Origin of the sequence: Streptomyces sp. NPDC052225 (assembly GCF_040679615.1) — a bacterium.
In the GTDB taxonomy this organism is placed as follows: Bacteria; Actinomycetota; Actinomycetes; order Streptomycetales; family Streptomycetaceae; genus Streptomyces.
Genome location: NZ_JBFAVD010000003.1, coordinates 233,272 through 249,103 on the forward strand (window position 1 = coordinate 233,272; position 15,832 = coordinate 249,103).

At 72.6% G+C, this 15,832-nt stretch carries 15 protein-coding genes; 6 read left to right on the forward strand and 9 right to left on the reverse strand.

What is annotated here, in order from left to right; genetic code table 11:
- Positions 1–2 precede the first annotated feature (2 nt).
- The 3 genes from AB0L37_RS06710 to AB0L37_RS06720 all read left to right on the forward strand — a co-directional run bounded on the left by AB0L37_RS06710 (position 3) and on the right by AB0L37_RS06720 (position 1,993).
- Positions 3–758: an enoyl-CoA hydratase family protein gene (locus AB0L37_RS06710; RefSeq protein WP_365501060.1), complete on the forward strand. Its 756-nt coding sequence runs from the start codon at positions 3–5 to the stop codon at positions 756–758.
- Positions 746–1,339, forward strand: coding sequence for a TetR/AcrR family transcriptional regulator (locus AB0L37_RS06715; protein WP_365501062.1), 594 nt, complete (start codon positions 746–748; stop codon positions 1,337–1,339). Before AB0L37_RS06710 ends, AB0L37_RS06715 begins: the two co-directional genes overlap by 13 nt.
- Positions 1,340–1,402: 63 nt before the next feature.
- The gene (locus AB0L37_RS06720) at positions 1,403–1,993 is read left to right on the forward strand and encodes a hypothetical protein (RefSeq protein ID WP_365501064.1); all 591 of its coding nucleotides are present in this window, start codon (positions 1,403–1,405) and stop codon (positions 1,991–1,993) included.
- A gap of 57 nt (positions 1,994–2,050) precedes the next feature.
- Here the strand turns inward: AB0L37_RS06720 and AB0L37_RS06725 are convergent, their stop codons facing one another.
- Positions 2,051–3,151, reverse strand: a complete 1,101-nt coding sequence (locus AB0L37_RS06725) for a citrate synthase 2 (protein ID WP_365501066.1) — start codon at positions 3,149–3,151, stop codon at positions 2,051–2,053.
- Positions 3,152–3,430: 279 nt separating this feature from the next.
- Between AB0L37_RS06725 and pdxH the strand changes: the two genes are divergently transcribed.
- The gene (pdxH, locus tag AB0L37_RS06730) at positions 3,431–4,066 is read left to right on the forward strand and encodes a pyridoxamine 5'-phosphate oxidase (protein WP_365501444.1); all 636 of its coding nucleotides are present in this window, start codon (positions 3,431–3,433) and stop codon (positions 4,064–4,066) included.
- 214 nt (positions 4,067–4,280) lie between these two features.
- Here the strand turns inward: pdxH and AB0L37_RS06735 are convergent, their stop codons facing one another.
- Both AB0L37_RS06735 and AB0L37_RS06740 read right to left on the reverse strand, forming a co-directional pair.
- Positions 4,281–5,144, reverse strand: coding sequence for an alpha/beta hydrolase (locus AB0L37_RS06735; RefSeq protein ID WP_365501068.1), 864 nt, complete (start codon positions 5,142–5,144; stop codon positions 4,281–4,283).
- Positions 5,145–5,658: 514 nt separating this feature from the next.
- Complete coding sequence (locus AB0L37_RS06740) at positions 5,659–6,351, reverse strand: metal-dependent transcriptional regulator (protein ID WP_365501070.1); 693 nt, start codon at positions 6,349–6,351, stop codon at positions 5,659–5,661.
- Between the two features lie 428 nt (positions 6,352–6,779).
- Between AB0L37_RS06740 and AB0L37_RS06745 the strand changes: the two genes are divergently transcribed.
- On the forward strand, positions 6,780–7,550 hold the full coding sequence (locus AB0L37_RS06745) for an SIS domain-containing protein (protein WP_365501072.1): 771 nt from the start codon (positions 6,780–6,782) through the stop codon (positions 7,548–7,550).
- 42 nt (positions 7,551–7,592) lie between these two features.
- Here the strand turns inward: AB0L37_RS06745 and AB0L37_RS06750 are convergent, their stop codons facing one another.
- From AB0L37_RS06750 to AB0L37_RS06775, 6 genes are all read right to left on the reverse strand, one after another.
- On the reverse strand, positions 7,593–8,957 hold the full coding sequence (locus AB0L37_RS06750; RefSeq protein ID WP_365501074.1) for a PAS domain-containing protein: 1,365 nt from the start codon (positions 8,955–8,957) through the stop codon (positions 7,593–7,595).
- A 538-nt stretch (positions 8,958–9,495) separates the two neighbouring features.
- Positions 9,496–10,494: an NADPH:quinone oxidoreductase family protein gene (locus AB0L37_RS06755; RefSeq protein WP_365501076.1), complete on the reverse strand. Its 999-nt coding sequence runs from the start codon at positions 10,492–10,494 to the stop codon at positions 9,496–9,498.
- A gap of 36 nt (positions 10,495–10,530) precedes the next feature.
- Positions 10,531–10,890 carry a MerR family transcriptional regulator gene (locus AB0L37_RS06760; RefSeq protein WP_365501078.1) on the reverse strand — a complete coding sequence of 120 codons (360 nt, stop codon included), beginning with the start codon at positions 10,888–10,890 and terminating at the stop codon, positions 10,531–10,533.
- Between the two features lie 43 nt (positions 10,891–10,933).
- A complete protein-coding gene (locus tag AB0L37_RS06765; protein ID WP_365501080.1) occupies positions 10,934–12,532 on the reverse strand; it encodes a transporter in 1,599 nt (532 codons plus the stop codon).
- A complete protein-coding gene (locus tag AB0L37_RS06770) occupies positions 12,529–13,362 on the reverse strand; it encodes an ABC transporter ATP-binding protein (protein WP_365501082.1) in 834 nt (277 codons plus the stop codon). Before AB0L37_RS06770 ends, AB0L37_RS06765 begins: the two co-directional genes overlap by 4 nt.
- 42 nt (positions 13,363–13,404) lie before the next feature.
- The gene (locus AB0L37_RS06775; RefSeq protein WP_365501084.1) at positions 13,405–14,091 is read right to left on the reverse strand and encodes a bifunctional DNA primase/polymerase; all 687 of its coding nucleotides are present in this window, start codon (positions 14,089–14,091) and stop codon (positions 13,405–13,407) included.
- A gap of 275 nt (positions 14,092–14,366) precedes the next feature.
- Between AB0L37_RS06775 and AB0L37_RS06780 the strand changes: the two genes are divergently transcribed.
- On the forward strand, positions 14,367–15,758 hold the full coding sequence (locus tag AB0L37_RS06780) for a transcriptional regulator (protein WP_365501086.1): 1,392 nt from the start codon (positions 14,367–14,369) through the stop codon (positions 15,756–15,758).
- The last annotated feature ends 74 nt before the right edge of the window (positions 15,759–15,832 follow it).

Genomic DNA, 15,832 nt, shown 5'->3' on the forward strand with positions numbered 1-15,832 from the left:
TCATGGCAACGGAAAGACTGGCCGAGAACCTCGTGCACTACGGGCACGCCCGCGGCGTCACCACCCTCACGCTCGACTCGCCCGCCAACCGCAACGCCCTGTCGTCGGCGCTCGTCGGCGAACTCGCCGCGCGGCTCGGGCGGGCCGAGAAGGACGGTGACGTGCGGGCCGTGGTCGTCACGCACAGCGGCACCACGTTCTGCGCGGGCGCCGACCTGCGCGACCCGCCCGACCCGGACGCGCTCGTCGGCCTGCTGCGGCAGATCGTCGCCCTGCGCAAACCGGTCGTCGCGCGGGTCGACGGGCATGTGCGGGCCGGCGGGCTCGGGCTGCTCGGGGCGTGCGACATCGCGGTGGCCTCGGCCGGATCGTCGTTCGCGTTCACGGAGGTGCGGATCGGGGTGGCGCCCGCGGTGATCTCCCTGCCGCTGCTGCCCCGCCTCGACCCGCGCGCCGTGGCCCGCTACTACCTCACCGGGGAGCGGTTCGACGCGGCGGAGGCGGCGCGGATCGGGCTCGTGACGGCGGCGGCCGACGAGGTGGACGTCGCCCTGGAACCCGTGCTCGACGGGCTTCGGCGGGCGTCCCCGCAGGCCCTGGAGGAGACGAAACAACTGCTCACGGTTAAGGTCCTGGAAGCCTTCGACCGGGACGCGGAGCCGCTGACAGCGCTGTCGGCACGGCTGTTCGCCACCGACGCGGCCCGCGAAGGGATGACGGCCTTCCTCGAACGACGGGACCCCGCATGGGTGTTGTGACCCCGCGCACCGCGACGCCACCGAAGCAGGACCGCTCGCGCGCCACCCGGCAAAGACTCCTGGAGTCCGCCGTCGCGTGCCTCGCCGCACGCGGCTGGTCAGGATCCACGGTCTCCGTCGTCGCCGAGCACGCCGGTGTCTCGCGCGGCGCGGCCCAGCACCACTTCCCGACCCGCGAGGACCTGTTCACCGCGGCCGTCGAGTACGTCGCCGAACAGCGCTCGGTGGCGCTGCGCGGGCTGCGGCCGCAGGGCAGGGCCGAGGCGGTCGCGGCGCTCGTCGACCTCTATACGGGACCCCTGTTCCGGGCGGCGCTCCACCTGTGGGTGGCCGCCTCGAACGAACCGCAGCTGGGCGGCCGCGTCGCCGAGTTGGAGGCGCGGGTCGGCCGGGAGACGCACCGGATGGCGGTGGAGCTGCTCGGCGCGGACGAGACGCGGCCCGGGGTGCGGGAGACGGTGCAGGGCTTCCTCGACATGGCGCGCGGCCTGGGCCTCGCCAATCTGCTCACCGACGACCAGGGCCGCCGCGAGCGGGTCGTCGCCGAGTGGGCGGGGATCGTGGACCGGGCCCTTGGCTGAGCCCGTTGTCGGTGGCTGCCCCTATGGTGCTGAGGCAAGGGGCATCGTGGGGGAGGGGCGGGCATGGGTGACTGGTTCCAGCGGATCGTGGACCTGGACGCGACGGAGGAGGACGCCGAGCGGCTCGGCGCCGAGATCAAGCGGTGGCTGATCGAGCGGGGCGTCGTCGTCGCCGAGGAGGACGACTGCGTCCTGGGCGCGGAGACCGGCAACCGCCCGGGACCGCACGCCGACGAGGTCATCGAGCCCGCCCCGATGAAGGACTGGACGCGGCTGTGGACCTGCGGCCTCGACGTGGAGACGGGCCGCACGGTCTTCGACGGCGGCCAGGGCGAGCCCCAGGCGGCCATCTGCCCCCGCTGCACCAGCCGCATACGCCTCGTCACCGACTCCTGGGAGCCGATCGACGAGGCCTGGGAGCCCTTCGCCACGGCCATCGGGACCTGGCACGACACGGGCGCGGCGGACATCACCTGCCCTACCTGCGCCGTCCCCGTCCCGCTGCGCGAATGGCAGTGGGCCGACGACTACTTCGCGTTCGGCTGCCTGGGCTTCGAGTTCTGGAACTGGCCGCGGCTCACGGACGCGTTCGTGCGCGAGGTCGCCGAGCGGCTCGGGGGTCATCGGGTGGTGCACATAGAGGGCAAGCTGTAGCCGGGCGGGCCTGGTGGTGCTGATGGTGCCGGTGTGGGGCGCCCGCCCGGCCGGCTGCTAGTGGGAGATGTCCGCGTACCCCTCGATCTCCTGCGGCGGACGCGTCGCGGGGCCCACGTACCGGGCCGAGGGGCGTACGAGGCGGCCCGTGCGCTTCTGCTCCAGGATGTGCGCCGACCAGCCCGCCGTACGGGCACACGTGAACATCGACGTGAACATGTGCGCCGGCACCTCGGCGAAGTCGAGCACGATCGCCGCCCAGAACTCCACGTTCGTGGCGAGGACGCGGTCGGGACGGCGCGCGTGCAGCTCGGCGAGCGCGGCCTTCTCCAGCGCCTCGGCCACCTCGAAGCGCGGGGCACCCAACTCCCGCGCCGTACGGCGCAGGACGCGCGCCCGCGGGTCCTCGGCCCGGTAGACCCGGTGCCCGAAGCCCATGAGCCGCTCGCCCTTGTCGAGCGCCTTGCGGACGTACGCCTCCGCGTCGCCGGTCCGCTCGATCTCCTCGATCATGCCGAGGACGCGGGACGGGGCGCCGCCGTGCAGCGGCCCGGACATGGCGCCCACGGCCCCCGACAGGGCGGCGGCGACGTCCGCGCCGGTCGAGGCGATGACGCGGGCGGTGAAGGTGGAGGCGTTCATGCCGTGCTCGGCGGCCGAGGTCCAGTACGCGTCGACGGCCGCGACGTGCTTGGGGTCCGGCTCGCCGCGCCAGCGCTTCATGAACCGCTCGACGACGGTCTCCGCCTTGTCGATCTCGCTCTGCGGCACCATCGGCAGGCCCTGCCCGCGGGCCGACTGGGCCACGTACGACAGGGCCATGACGGCGGCCCGGGCCAGGTCGTCGCGGGCCTGCTTCTCGTCGATGTCGAGCAGCGGTTTCAGACCCCACACGGGGGCCAGCATGGCCAGCGCGGACTGCACGTCGACGCGGATGTCGCCGGAGTGGACGGGGATCGGGAACGGCTCGGCCGGCGGCAGGCCGGGGTTGAAGGCGCCGTCGACCAGCAGCCCCCACACGTTCCCGAACGACACATGGCCGACCAGATCCTCGATGTCGACGCCCCGGTACCGCAGGGCGCCGCCCTCCTTGTCCGGTTCGGCGATCTCCGTCTCGAACGCGACGACTCCTTCGAGACCAGGTACGAAGTCGGACATCAGGCGGCTCCTCTTGATGCGTGGACTGCGGTTCACGTTGATGCGGGCGGGGCGTGGATGCGCGGTCACTCACGGCTCGCGCTCCCGGGGCGGTCACACCCCTGATGCCCCGAACGGGATGGGGCTCAACCGTTCCGGCCCTTGGAAGATAGCCCTCGGTGCCACAGTTGGCGAGAGATGGCGGCACTCAGTGCCATGTGTCACTCCGTTCGCGGGCTGCGACCGTGACCGCCCGTCCGGCAGGATGACGGCGTGACCGACACACCCGACCCCGCCGCCATGCGGGAGCAGTACCGCCCGCACGACGGCGGCCTGCTCGAGTCCGACCTCGCCGCGCACCCGATGGAGCAGTTCACCCGCTGGTTCAAGCAGGCGGCGGCACCCGGCTCCCCGCTGCCCGAGCCGAACGCCATGGTCGTCTCCACGGCCGACGCCGAGGGCCGGCCCAGCTCCCGCACGGTGCTGCTCAAGTCGTACGACGACGAGGGCTTCGTCTTCTACACCAACTACGGCTCCCGCAAGGCCCGCGACCTGGCCGTGAACCCCCACGTCGCGCTGCTGTTCCCCTGGCACCCGGCGGGCCGGCAGGTCCTCGTGGCGGGCACGGCGGCGCGTACGTCACGGGAGGAGACCGAGGCGTACTTCCACTCGCGGCCGCACGGGTCGCAGCTCGGGGCGTGGGCCAGTGCGCAGTCCTCCGTCCTCGACGGGCGGGGTGAACTGGACGCCGCGTACGAGGAGTTGGCGCGGCGCCATCCGCCCGGGTCTGCGGTTCCGGTGCCGCCGCACTGGGGCGGCTTCCGGGTGGTGCCCCGCACGGTGGAGTTCTGGCAGGGCCGCGAGAACCGGCTGCACGACCGGTTGCGGTACGTGGCGGCGGGGCCGGGGTGGCGGGTCGAGCGCCTCAGTCCGTGAGGCCGGCGGCGCGTTGGCGGGTGCGGCTCCCGTCGTGGCCGGTCGCGCAGCTCCCCGCGCCCCTGAAGGCATGCGCTGCGCGCAGCCTTCCCCGATGAGATGCGGCCCGAAGGGTCTGCATCTCAGGGGCGCGGGGAACTGCGCGACCAGCCCCCACGCACCCGCAGCCGCGAACCCACCAAGCGCCCCGAGTCAAAAGGCGCCCCCGGCCCGGCTACAGCCCCGCCAGCACCCCGTCGAGGAACGGCTCGACAGCCACCCGCCAGGCCGCCGGCTGGTCATAGTGCACGAGGTGACCCGCGTCAGCGACCTCCGCATACTCCCCGCGCGGCAGCACCCGCACCATCTCCTGCGCCTCCGCCCGCCCCAACTCCCCGTCGAGCCCCCGCACCACGAGCGTCGGACACTGCACGGCCGACAGCTCCTCCCAGTGCGCGTCGTAGACCCACGTGGACCGCGCAGCCAGCATCTGGCGCCGCGAGAAGACCGGCCGCCACCCGTCCGCGGACTCGGTCATGACCTCCGCGTAGAACTCACCCCGCGCCGGATTGGGCCGCTCCACCCACGGGTCGTCCTCCCCGAACCACTTCCTGACGTCGGCCAGCGTCGCGAACGGCAGCGGCCACGCCTTGAACCAGTCCTCCCACTCCCGCTGGGACGCGGCACCGAGCGCCGAGGCCCGCATGTCGCAGATCACCAGGCCGCGGACGAGATCGGGGCGCCGCGCGGCCAGCTGCCAGGCGGTCAGCGCGCCCATCGAGTGCCCGATGAGGACGGCCGGCTCAAGCCCCAGCTGCACGAGCGCCGCCTCCGCGTCGAGCACGTACGCCTCGCGGTCGAAGGGGCCCTGCGGCGGCTTGTCGCTCTGGCCGTGCCCGCGCTGGTCGAGGGCGACCGCGCGGTGCCGCTCGGCGAGCCAGCGCGCCGTGCCGGCCCAATGGGACGCCCGGCCCATCAGGCCGTGCAGTAACAGGACCCCGGGAGAGCGGCCGGCCTCGCCCGTCTTGGGCGGGTCGGCGAACTCCCAGGCCGCCAGGCGGACCCCGCCCGCTCCGGTCACGTCGATGCGCCGCGCCATAGGCCCTGGCACCCCCTCGTGGTCGCGCCTGCAGTCGCGTACCCGTGCACGCTATCGAACCTGTTTTCGAAAACGTGGTGCTCTCCGCCAACACCCCTCGTACGAGTGACAACGCTCAAGGAATGACCGGCGCCGCCGAGGGGATCTCTTCAGCGGGAGGCGGACCGCTCGGGGAAAACGGTCCGAGGGGACCGACCCTGGGAGCTCGGGGCTCCGGGTCGGAACAGGGGAGGACAGGCCCCGGCGCCGCAAGGCGCCGGGGCCCTCTGCTGTCTGCGGCCCCCGCCTGCATCGCACCCCGAACGGCCGGTCCATCGCTGGCCCCCTCCGGTCATATGCCTCACGCGACAGCCTGGCACGCAAAGCGCTCGACCGCTGCGATTCCGCACAGTGAATCTTGCTTTCTGTGCGAACGTGCCGGATGCGCCGGGACAGTTCAACTTCCCCGCACATCACGGCAGTTGACGCCCGCCCGGAAACGGCGGACGTCAGAGGGGTGCGACCGCCCCGCGGCTCAGCGCTTCGCCACGAACACGTGCGAGGCGACGTCCGCCTCCAGCTCCGCCGCCTCACCGCTGCTGCCCACCAGGACCCCGCCCGGCGACTGCGTCACGCTGACCACCGAACCGGGCTGCACACCCGCCCGGCGCAGCGTGTACATCAACTGCGCGTCCGTCTGGATCGGCTCACCGATACGCCTGACGACGACGGTCTTGCCGTCCGTGCCCGGGTCCAGCTCGGAGAGCGAGACCATGCCCTCGTCCAGGAACGGGTCCGCCCCGTCCTTCTCGCCCAGCTCCTCCAGGCCCGGGATCGGGTTCCCGTACGGCGACTCCGTCGGGTGGCGCAGCAGCTCGAGAACGCGCCGCTCCACGGCCTCGCTCATCACGTGCTCCCAGCGGCAGGCCTCCGCGTGCACCTGCTCCCACTCCAGGCCGATCACGTCCACGAGCAGGCACTCGGCGAGCCGGTGCTTGCGCATCACGCGGGTGGCGAGGCGGCGCCCCTCGTCCGTCAGCTCCAGGTGCCGGTCGGCGGCCACGGCCACCAGACCGTCCCGCTCCATACGGGCCACGGTCTGCGAGACCGTCGGACCGCTCTGGTCGAGCCGCTCGGCGATCCGGGCGCGCATGGGGACCACACCTTCCTCCTCCAGCTCGAGGATGGTGCGGAGGTACATCTCCGTGGTGTCGATCAATCCGGACATACGTGCCCCTCGTGTAGCTCTCTGGCTCCGCAGCAGCTTCTACCAGCTCACCGCATCGCTCGTGCGCCAGGTCCTGTCGTCAAACTCCCGCCCGGCCTGCGACGCCTGGCACGCACACTCGCCGCGCCGGATGCAAGGCCGGGTACGTCCAGTACGAGGCCTTGCACCCGGCACGCCGAGAGCACGCACCAGACGCCGCAGGCCCCGCCCTCCGGGCGGACGGCGGGAGTTTGACGACAGGACCTGCCCTGCCTCAATTCTGACGCATACCGCTGACAACCGTGCCGCGCCAGGGAAACCCCGCCCCCGCAGCCCCCTCGGCGAGGCCCGGGATCGTATTGACACAGCCCTGGTCCAGACCGCACCGTGATCCGCGACACCTGAGACCGCTCAGCGCCACGACCCACAGGATCCGAGGGGCTACGCCGATGAGTGACCGCACCAGCAAGCCCGCCGCGCAGTACCTCGACGCCGCGATCGGCCTGCTCCAGCGGATCCGCGACGAGGAGCTCGACGCCGTCGCCGCCGCGGGCACCCTGCTGGCCGACACCGTCGCCGCCGGCGGACGCCTCTTCGCCTTCGGCGCCGGCCACTCCTCGCTCGCCGCGCAGGACGTCGTCTACCGCGCCGGCAGCCTCGCCCTGATGAACCTGCTCGCCGTGCCCGGCGCCGTCGGCGTCGACGTCATGCCCGCCACCCTCGGCTCGGCCCTGGAGCGGGTCGACGGGCTCGCCGCGGCGGTCCTCGACGCCAGCCCCGCCCGGGCCGGCGACGCGCTGGTGATCATCTCCCTGTCCGGCCGCAACGCACTGCCCGTCGAGATGGCCATGCACGCCCGCGCGCTCGGCATGAAGGTCATCGGCGTGACCTCCCTCGCCTACGCCACCGGGCCCGACGCGCCGAAGCCCCGGCACAGCTCGGGCACGTACCTGCGCGACCACTGCGACATCGTCCTGGACTCGAAGATCGACATCGGCGACGCGGAGCTGTCCTACGAAGGCGTCGACGCGCCCTTCGCCTCGGCCTCCACCGTCACCACGAGCGCCCTGATGCAGTCCACGCTTGCCACCTGCGCCACCGTCCTCGCCGACCGCGGCATCCAGCCCCCGCTGCTGCGCTCAGGGAACGTGGACGGCGGCCTCGACTGGAACGACCGGGTCTTCGCCGAGTACGCCGACCGCATCTTCTACCACCGCTGAGACCGCTCACCACCGCTGAGACCGCTCACCCCCGCGGCGACGTCACCCGCGCGGCGACGTCACCCGCGCCAGATCCACCGCCGCCGCGATCCGCACCGCGACACTCTCCGCGTACGTCGCGTCCCCGCGCTCGAACGCCGCCCGGCTCGACCCCCGCAGGAACGTCACCACCCCCAGCGTCCGCCCCCGGCTGCGCAGCACCGCGCACAGCCCGAACACCGACCCCTCAGGCCACTGCCGGTCCGCCGCCCACGCCTCGGCCGCCCGCACATCCGCGGCAGCGGCCCGTACGGAACCCGCCCGCGCCACGCACTGCAACGCCGGATGCCCCTCCGCGTACCGCACCGGCAGCGCGCCCCGCATCGTCAGCAGACTGCCGCCGGGCGCTCCCGACGGCGTCGCGGCGGCCCGCACCAGCCGCAACGGCTCCTCGTCCACCACCAGGTCGATCAGCGCGTGGTCGGCGAACCCGGCCAGCGCGAAATCCAGATGGACGGTCGCCGCCTCGGCCGGATCCTCGCACTCGGCGGCGGCCCGCGCGGCCCGGTGCAACTGGAGCCCCCGGAAGCGGAGTTGAGCCGCCTCCTGCTCCGTCTGCTTCGACTCGGTCACGTCCTGGAACAGCCACCCCACGCCCAACGGCACCGGCTCCTCCGTCAACGGCGACGCCAGCCGCACGAACCCGCTGCGCCAGCACCGCCGCGCACCCTCGTCACCGGCCGAGCGCAGCGTCACCCACACCTCCGTCGGCGACGGCGGCGGCCCCTCCGCGAGCACGTGCGCCAGCGCGCTCTCCAGCTCCTCGACCCCGTGCGAGATCAGATCACCCAACGGTCGTCCCAGTACGGCGGTGCGCCCCGACCCGAGCGCCCGCGCCGCATGCGCGTTCACCACCGCGGGCCGCAGATCGGCGTCGACGAGCACGACCCCCCAGGCCGCGTCCTCGAACAGCGCCTCGCTCAACGCGATCGACCGCTCCAGATCGATCTGCGTGTGCACCTCGCTGAAGGCGCAGTACACCCCCGCGGGCTTCCCGTCCGGCCCGAGCACGGCGGCGGACTGCGTCCTCACCAGCACCCGGCCCCCGTCCTTGGTGACGAGCGCGAACTCATTCACCTGGCGCCCCGGCGCGTGCATCGCGGCGAGCAGCCGCCCCTGCACCTCGTCCGCGTCGGCGGACCGCACGGCCCACCCCGCGAACCCGGTCCGCCCCACGGCCTCCGCCGCCGACCAGCCCAGAATCCGCTCGGCCTCCCGATTCCAATGGGTCACGACCCCATCGGCATCGAAGGCGCACAACGCGGCATCCATCCCGTCCAGCAACGCGGCCAACAGATCGGCCCCGTCCCGCTCGGGCTCATCCGGCCCGAGCGCGTCCGCGGTCCCACTACGCCGGGAAGCACTCACCTGGAACCCCCTGCAGGCTGTGTCGGCGCGACGATGTCCTCCAGATCATTCAACTCGAACGTGACGCATCCCACACGGACTTCAGTCAACTTCGACCAAACCGATAACTCCACACCACCAGCATGCGCCCACGCCCACCACACCGGCCGGCCGCCCTGTCCCGAGGCCCTCGCCCGGCGGCGCGCCCGATCCGCCCACTCCCGCGGCCTCATCGCCTCCGCGGCCTTGGACGGCACGGGCGCCCTCGAAAGCGGGGCGTGAAAAACCGGTTGAGTCCCGGAGCGCCGCTTCCTAGGCTGTGCCCCACAGCGAGAGGAGGTGGTTCGGAGAATGTATGCACACCGGACGTCTGAGGTGACTGCGGGCTAGCGGCCCGACGTCGCATCTCGAATTCGGCGCCGGACCAGTACGCGATCGAAGCGTGCGGCCGGCCCAATCCCAAGCAGTCACCCGACCCGCGAGCCGCCGGTACGTCCGGCCGGCTTCCGACCGTCTCGTACGGGAGGAACCATGGCTCGCGGGTCGTCTGCGTTCTCCCCTACCGCCAGGGATCGAGGGCGTGTTTGCCCCGGGTCGTGCCGCCTTCCAGTTCCCGGAGGACGGTCTGTCCTGCGGAGAGGGGATGTATCTGTGCGTCGCCGGGCGGGTAGACGCCGGCGGCGATCAGCGTGTCGAGCTCGGTGAGCAGCGACCGGAAGATGCCGGGGGCCTTCTCCGCGAGTGCGCCGACGTGCAGGCCCTTGATCTGGACCTGGTGGGTGAACACGAGGTCGTGCGTGGAGAGTTCGGCGTCGCCGGACGCGGCGCCGAACACGATGACGCGGCCGGTGACGGGCCTGGTGGCCGCGAGGCTGGTGCGGAAGGTGGCCCGGCCCACGGATTCGAGGACCACGTCGACGCCGCCGGTCAGGCGCAGGATCTCCGCGGCCAGATCGGGGCGCCTGCTGTCCAGGACGTGGTCGGCGCCGAGGGCCTTCACGGTGTCGTGCTTGTCCGGTGACGCTGTCGCGACGACCCGCGCGCCGTAGTGCAGGGCGAGACGGACGGCCGCCTGTCCCACACCGCCCGCGGCCGCGTGGACAAGGACCGTCTCTCCGGACCTGATCTCTCCCAGCGGTCTCAGCGCGGCCAGTGCGGTGGCCCAGTTCAGGACCAGGCCGAGGGCTTGTGCGTCGCTCCAGCCGTCCGGCACGGGCAGGACCCCGGCGGCGGGCATCGTCATGTACTGGGCGAAGGCGCCCGGCCCCGTGCCGACGACGTGGGTGCCGAGCGGAAGGGGGTCCGCCGTTCCCGGGCCGACAGCCGTGATCGTGCCCGCGGCTTCGAAGCCCGCCGTGTACGGAGCCTGCGGCCCGTCCGCGTAGGTTCCCCGGCTCCGCATGACGTCCGCGAAGTTGACCCCGGCGGCGCCCACACGGATCAGGTACTCGCCGGGTCCGGGGACGGGCCGGGGCACGGCGTCCCGCAGGTGAAGGTCCTGCGGTCCGCGGTGCGAGTGCTGGACCAGGGCGCGCATCGGGTGTTCGTTGCTCTCCATGCCCGGGACCGTAGAAGGTTCACGCGGGTGTGAAGGTCAAGCGTCCCGGCCGGGGTGTGCCCCGGTGAGGAAGTCGTCGAGGGCTTCCTGCTGGGCGCTGAGGTCGGCGATGCGGGCGGCGAGCCGGTCGCGGTAGTCGCGTACCTCGTGGACGAACCGGGTGCACAGGTCGCCGGTCCCGTTGCTCGCGAAGTGGGGCAGCAGCTCCTTGATCAACCGCACCGGGAGCCCGGACTCCAGCAGGGAGCGGATGGTGGCGACCCGGTCGATGGTGCCCTGGCAGTAGTCGCGGTAGCCGTTGGCGCACCGGCCGGGAACGATCAGGCCCTCCTCCTCGTAGTGCCTGAGCGACCTCGTACTGACGCCGGTGATCCTGGACGCTTCGCCGATCTGCATGCGGGTGAGAACACCTGCGGGTCCGCCGGAACATCCCCTTCCGTCAGCCCTTGCTCACCGCCGCCAGGATCTCCGGGAGCCGCGCCGCCGTGCGCGGTGCCGCCATGCGGAGGCCGAGCAGGGTCACCGCCGCGCCGTACGCCGAGCCGACCGGCAGCAGCAGCCAGGTCCAGGCGTCCGCGCCCGTCGCGTGCAGGGTGATCGTGAGCGCGAGGACGGGGGCGCAGAGCAGCGCCGCCGCGACCATCCCGCCGAAGATCGAGATCCAGGCGAGTCCCGCCTGGCCCGGGGCGACGTTCTTGTAGCCCTCCTGCGGGATCGAGTACGGGAAGCGGGCCGACGACCAGGCGCCGGTCGCGAGCATCGCCCCGAGCAGCGCGAAGGAGATCCCGAGGACCTCCGGCAGGTCGGCCCAGGCGCCGAGCATCGCCGTCGTGACGAGCGTGACCAGCGCCGCGTACGGGAGCGTAATCACCAGCAACGCGAGGGCGCGGGCGCGCAGTTCGACGTACGCGTCCCTCGGCGACGCGATCGTCATCGCCACCATCCAGAACGCGGACGTGTCCTGCCCGAACTGGTTGTACATCTGGATGCCGAGCATGCCGGCGGCGAAGCACGCGAAGTAGACGGAGCCGGTGCCCTGGAGGGCGTTGAAGACGGGGACGATCAGGCCGATGGCCAGGGACGTCACCCAGGCGGCCTTGGTCTTCGGGTCGCGCCATACGTAGCGCAGGCTGCGCTCCATGACGGTCCCGGTGCGGCCGGACGGCAGCAGCCGGCGGCCGGAAGGGTCGCGGCGCCTGCGGCGGGCCGGCTCGGCGGCCTGGAGCGTGGAGCCGTCCGGGGACGTCATGAGTTTCGTCAGCGCCCGTCGCCAGGTGATGAGGAGAGCCAGCAAACCGCCTGCGCACAGCGCCAGTTGGGCTGTCGCCATCGCGTACGACTGCTCGCTCGTCGCCGCCACCGACGCGATCGCCGAAGCGGGCGGCACCCAGCGCAGCACGTCCGCGACCGGGTCGAGCGCCTCCACGCCGCCGGCCGAACCGAGGCGCTGCGCACCGAAGTTGACGAGCTGCGCGCCGATCGCGATGACGAGGCCGCTGAGGACGGCGAGGTCGCGGCCCTTGCGGCTGGTGAGCAGCCGGGTGTTGGCGGCGGCCACGGTGCGGGCCAGCGCGACGCAGGTCAGCACGGTGAGCGGGACCGCGAGTACGGCCACGGCCGTAGCTGCGGCGCCGCTCGCTACCGCGTACGCCGCACCCACCGCGAGGCAGAGCGTGAACAGCGGGCCGATCCCGACGAGCGACGACACGAGCAGGCCCCGTACGAGCGGGTCGGGGCGGAGCGGGAGCATCACGAGACGGGTCGGGTCGAGGGTCTCGTCGCCGCTCGGGAAGAAGAGGGGGAGCACGGTCCAGCCGAGGGCGAGGACGGTGGTGAGGGCGACGGTGACGGTGGGGGCGTGGGGGTTGCCGTGGAGGAGGACGAGGCCGAGGAGCTGGAGGGCGGCGACGAGGAGGGCGGCGGTGGCCGAGGCGATGTACGCGGCGCGTCTGCCGGTGGATTGGTGGAGGCCGTTGCGCAGGAGCGCGAGTTTGAGCCGGACCAAGGTACGGGTCAGGCTTTCGGTGCGGGCCGTCATGCTGAAGCCCCGGGGCTCCGCCCCGGACCCCGCTCCTCGATCGCCGGAGGGGCTTGATTGTTCCCCAGCCAGTCCAGAGAGCCCTCGTCCGTACGACCGCTCGCGCCCACCAGCTCCAAGAACGCCTCCTGCAACGACGCCGCCTCGCCCCGTACGTCCGCCAGCGGCCCCTGCGCCCGGATGCGGCCCGCCGCCATCACCGCGACCCAGTCGCACAGTGACTCGACGAGTTCCATGACGTGGGAGGAGAAGACGACCGTGGCGCCGGAGCGGGTGTAGCGCTCCAGGACGCCGCGGATCGTCTGGGCCGAGACCGGGTCGACGCCTTCGAACGGCTCGTCGAGGAAGAGGACTTCGGGGTTGTGGAGGAGTGCCGCGGCGAGGCCGATCTTCTTGCGCATGCCGGTCGAGTAGTCGACGACGAGTTTGTGCTGGGCGGAGGAGAGGTCGAGTACGTCGAGGAGCTGGCCCGCGCGTTTGTCGACCTCCTCGCCGGGCAGGCCGCGCAACCTCCCTGTGTACGCGAGGAGTTCACGCCCTGAGAGGCGTTCGAAGAGGCGCAGGCCCTCCGGTAGGACGCCGATGCGGGCCTTGACGGCGGCCGGGTCGGCCCAGACGTCGTGGCCCGCGACGTGCACGGTGCCGCGGTCGGGCCGGAGCAGCCCGGTGATCATGGAGAGGGTGGTCGTCTTGCCCGCCCCGTTCGGGCCGACCAGGCCGATGAACCGGCCCGCGGGCAGGGTGAGTTCGATGCCGGCCACGGCGGTCTGCTGGCCGAAGGACTTCCAGAGGTCGTGGACGCGTACGGCTGCTGCGGGTTCCCCGGTCATCCGGGCACGATACGTCGGGCGGTCGCGGAGTGCCGTGAGGCGCTACGGGCGGCGGCCCTCGCGCCCGCAGGCGTACGCGAGCGGGGAGATCAGTTCCTCGGCGTCGGGCAGCCAGCGGTTCGCCGCGGTGGGGCGGCAGGCCCACTGGACGGCGCCCTGGCTGCCGAAGCGGGTCGGGGGCGCGGCGACGAAGCCGCCCTCGCCGAGCGCGACCAGGTCGAGGGAGGCGGGCGGCCAGCCCAACTTCCGGACGAGGTCAGGGACTTTGAGGGTCGCGCCGGGGAGCACGAAGAACTGCATGCGCCGGTCGGGCGTGCAGGTGACCGGGCCGAGGGTGAGCTCCATGCGCTCCATGCGGGCCAGGGCGAGGAACCCGGCGGTCTCGGGCACGTCGATCGCGTCGAACGTACGGCCCGTGGGCAGCAGGATCGACGCCTTGGGCTGCTTCGACCAGAGGCGGCGGGCGACGGTGGCGCTGCCGGTCGCCTGGGTCGCCCAGTCGGGGCGCGCGGGGTGGGCGCCCGGCGACGCGCACTGGACGTCGCCGCACGAGCAGCGCTGGACGCCCTCGTCGAACTCCAGCCAGGTGCCGGGGAACACGTCCCAGTGCCGCTCTTCCGCGTAGCGCACCGCCGTGTCGAGGAGGGATTCGCCACGCTGCTGCGGGATCTGTCCGGCGGCGGTGACGGGTGAGGTGACGTCCGAGGTGCCTGCGATGGTCTCTTCCACGGAGTTCTCAACTCCCGCCGCCATCAGGGGTTACGGGCGCACGCGCGGGCGGCACGGGAGCATCGTTCCCGCATGTGGGGCGCATGGGTGCATGGGCGGGGGCGCGCGGGCGAATCGGCAGCGGGGTGTGGGTAGCCACCTCTGTGGACGAGGGGGAGGTCTCCGTACGGGTTGTGCAGGTTATGCATTTCATACCCGTTCGTGTGGCATCTTCCGTTTTTCCGTAGGGCATTGATCCATCGATCACCGTCGACGGGCACAGCAGGGGGTACGCCATGGCCGCACGGCCACTCGTCGCGCGACAGCCCAACGAACGGCTGCAAGCGCTCATCCAGGAAGCGGGCTGCTCGAACGCGGGCCTGGCCCGCCGGGTCAACATGTGCGGCGCGGAACACGGCCTCGATCTCCGGTACGACAAGACGTCCGTGGCCCGCTGGCTGCGCGGGCAGCAGCCGCGCGGGCGGGCGCCCGGCATCATCGCGGAGGCACTCGGCCGCAAGCTCGGCCGGACCGTGACCATCGACGAGATCGGGATGGCCAACGGCAAGAACCTCGCCTCCGGGGTGGGGCTTCAGTTCTCGCCGACCGTGCTCGGCGCCATCGAGCAGGTGTGCGAGCTGTGGCGCAGTGACGTAGGAAGGCGGGATTTCCTCACCGGTTCCTCCGTCGCGTCGTCCGCGCTCGTCGAGCCGAGCCGCGACTGGCTGATCTCCGTGCCGGACTCGCAGGTGGCGCGGACCGCGGGGCCGCGGGTCGGGCCCTCGGACGTGGCGGCGGTGCGCGCGATGACGCAGGCGCTGACCGACCTCGACCACCAGTACGGCAGCGGGCATGTGCGCCCGGTCGTCGTGCACTACCTGAACAGTGTGGTCAGCGGGCTGCTCGCGGGCTCCTACCGGGAGGCCGTGGGGCGTGAACTGTTCGCCGCCGTCGCGCGGTTGACGGAACTCGCCGGGTACATGGCGGTCGACACCGGGCAGCCGGGCCTCGCGCAGCGCTACTACATCCAGGCACTCCGGCTGGCCCAGGCGGCGGGAGACCGCGGTTACGGCGGGTACGTCCTGGCCGCTTCCATGAGTCATCTGGCGGCGGAGCTCGGCAACCCGCGCGAGATCGCCCAGCTCGCCCGCGCGGCTCAGGAGGGGGCGCGCGGACGCGTGACGCCGCGCGCGGAGGCGATGTTCTACGCCGCCGAAGCGCGCGGCCACGCGCTCCTGGGGGACGCGCGGTCCGCACAGGCCGTCAGCAGCAAGGCCGTTGCCGCGATGGAGCGGGCCGAGGGCGGGTCCGGGTCCGGGGACGACCCGGTCTGGATCGCGCACTTCGACCACGCCTACCTGGCCGACGAACTGGCGCACTGCCACCGGGACTTGGGGCAGGCGCGGGACGCGGCGCGGTGCGCTCAGGAGTCGTTGGACGGTCACCCGGAGTCACGGGCGCGCCGCCGCGCCATCGGTCTCGTGCTGCTCGCCACCGCTCAGGTGCAGCAGCGCGAGGTGGAACAGGCCTGCCACACGGGACTTCGGGCCGTGGAGCTGCTCGGCACCGTGCGCTCCAACCGCGGCGTCGAGTACCTGGAGGACTTCAAGGAGCGCCTCGACCCGTTCCGGGAGGAGCCGGTGGTAAGGGAGTTCGGGGCGCGCGTGGAGTTGCAGGCGGCGGCCTAGGGGCCAACAGTGCTGGTCAGGCCCCGGCGAGGGCTGAGTCACCAGGAGGTGCGTAGCACAGGCGTGTGGGGACC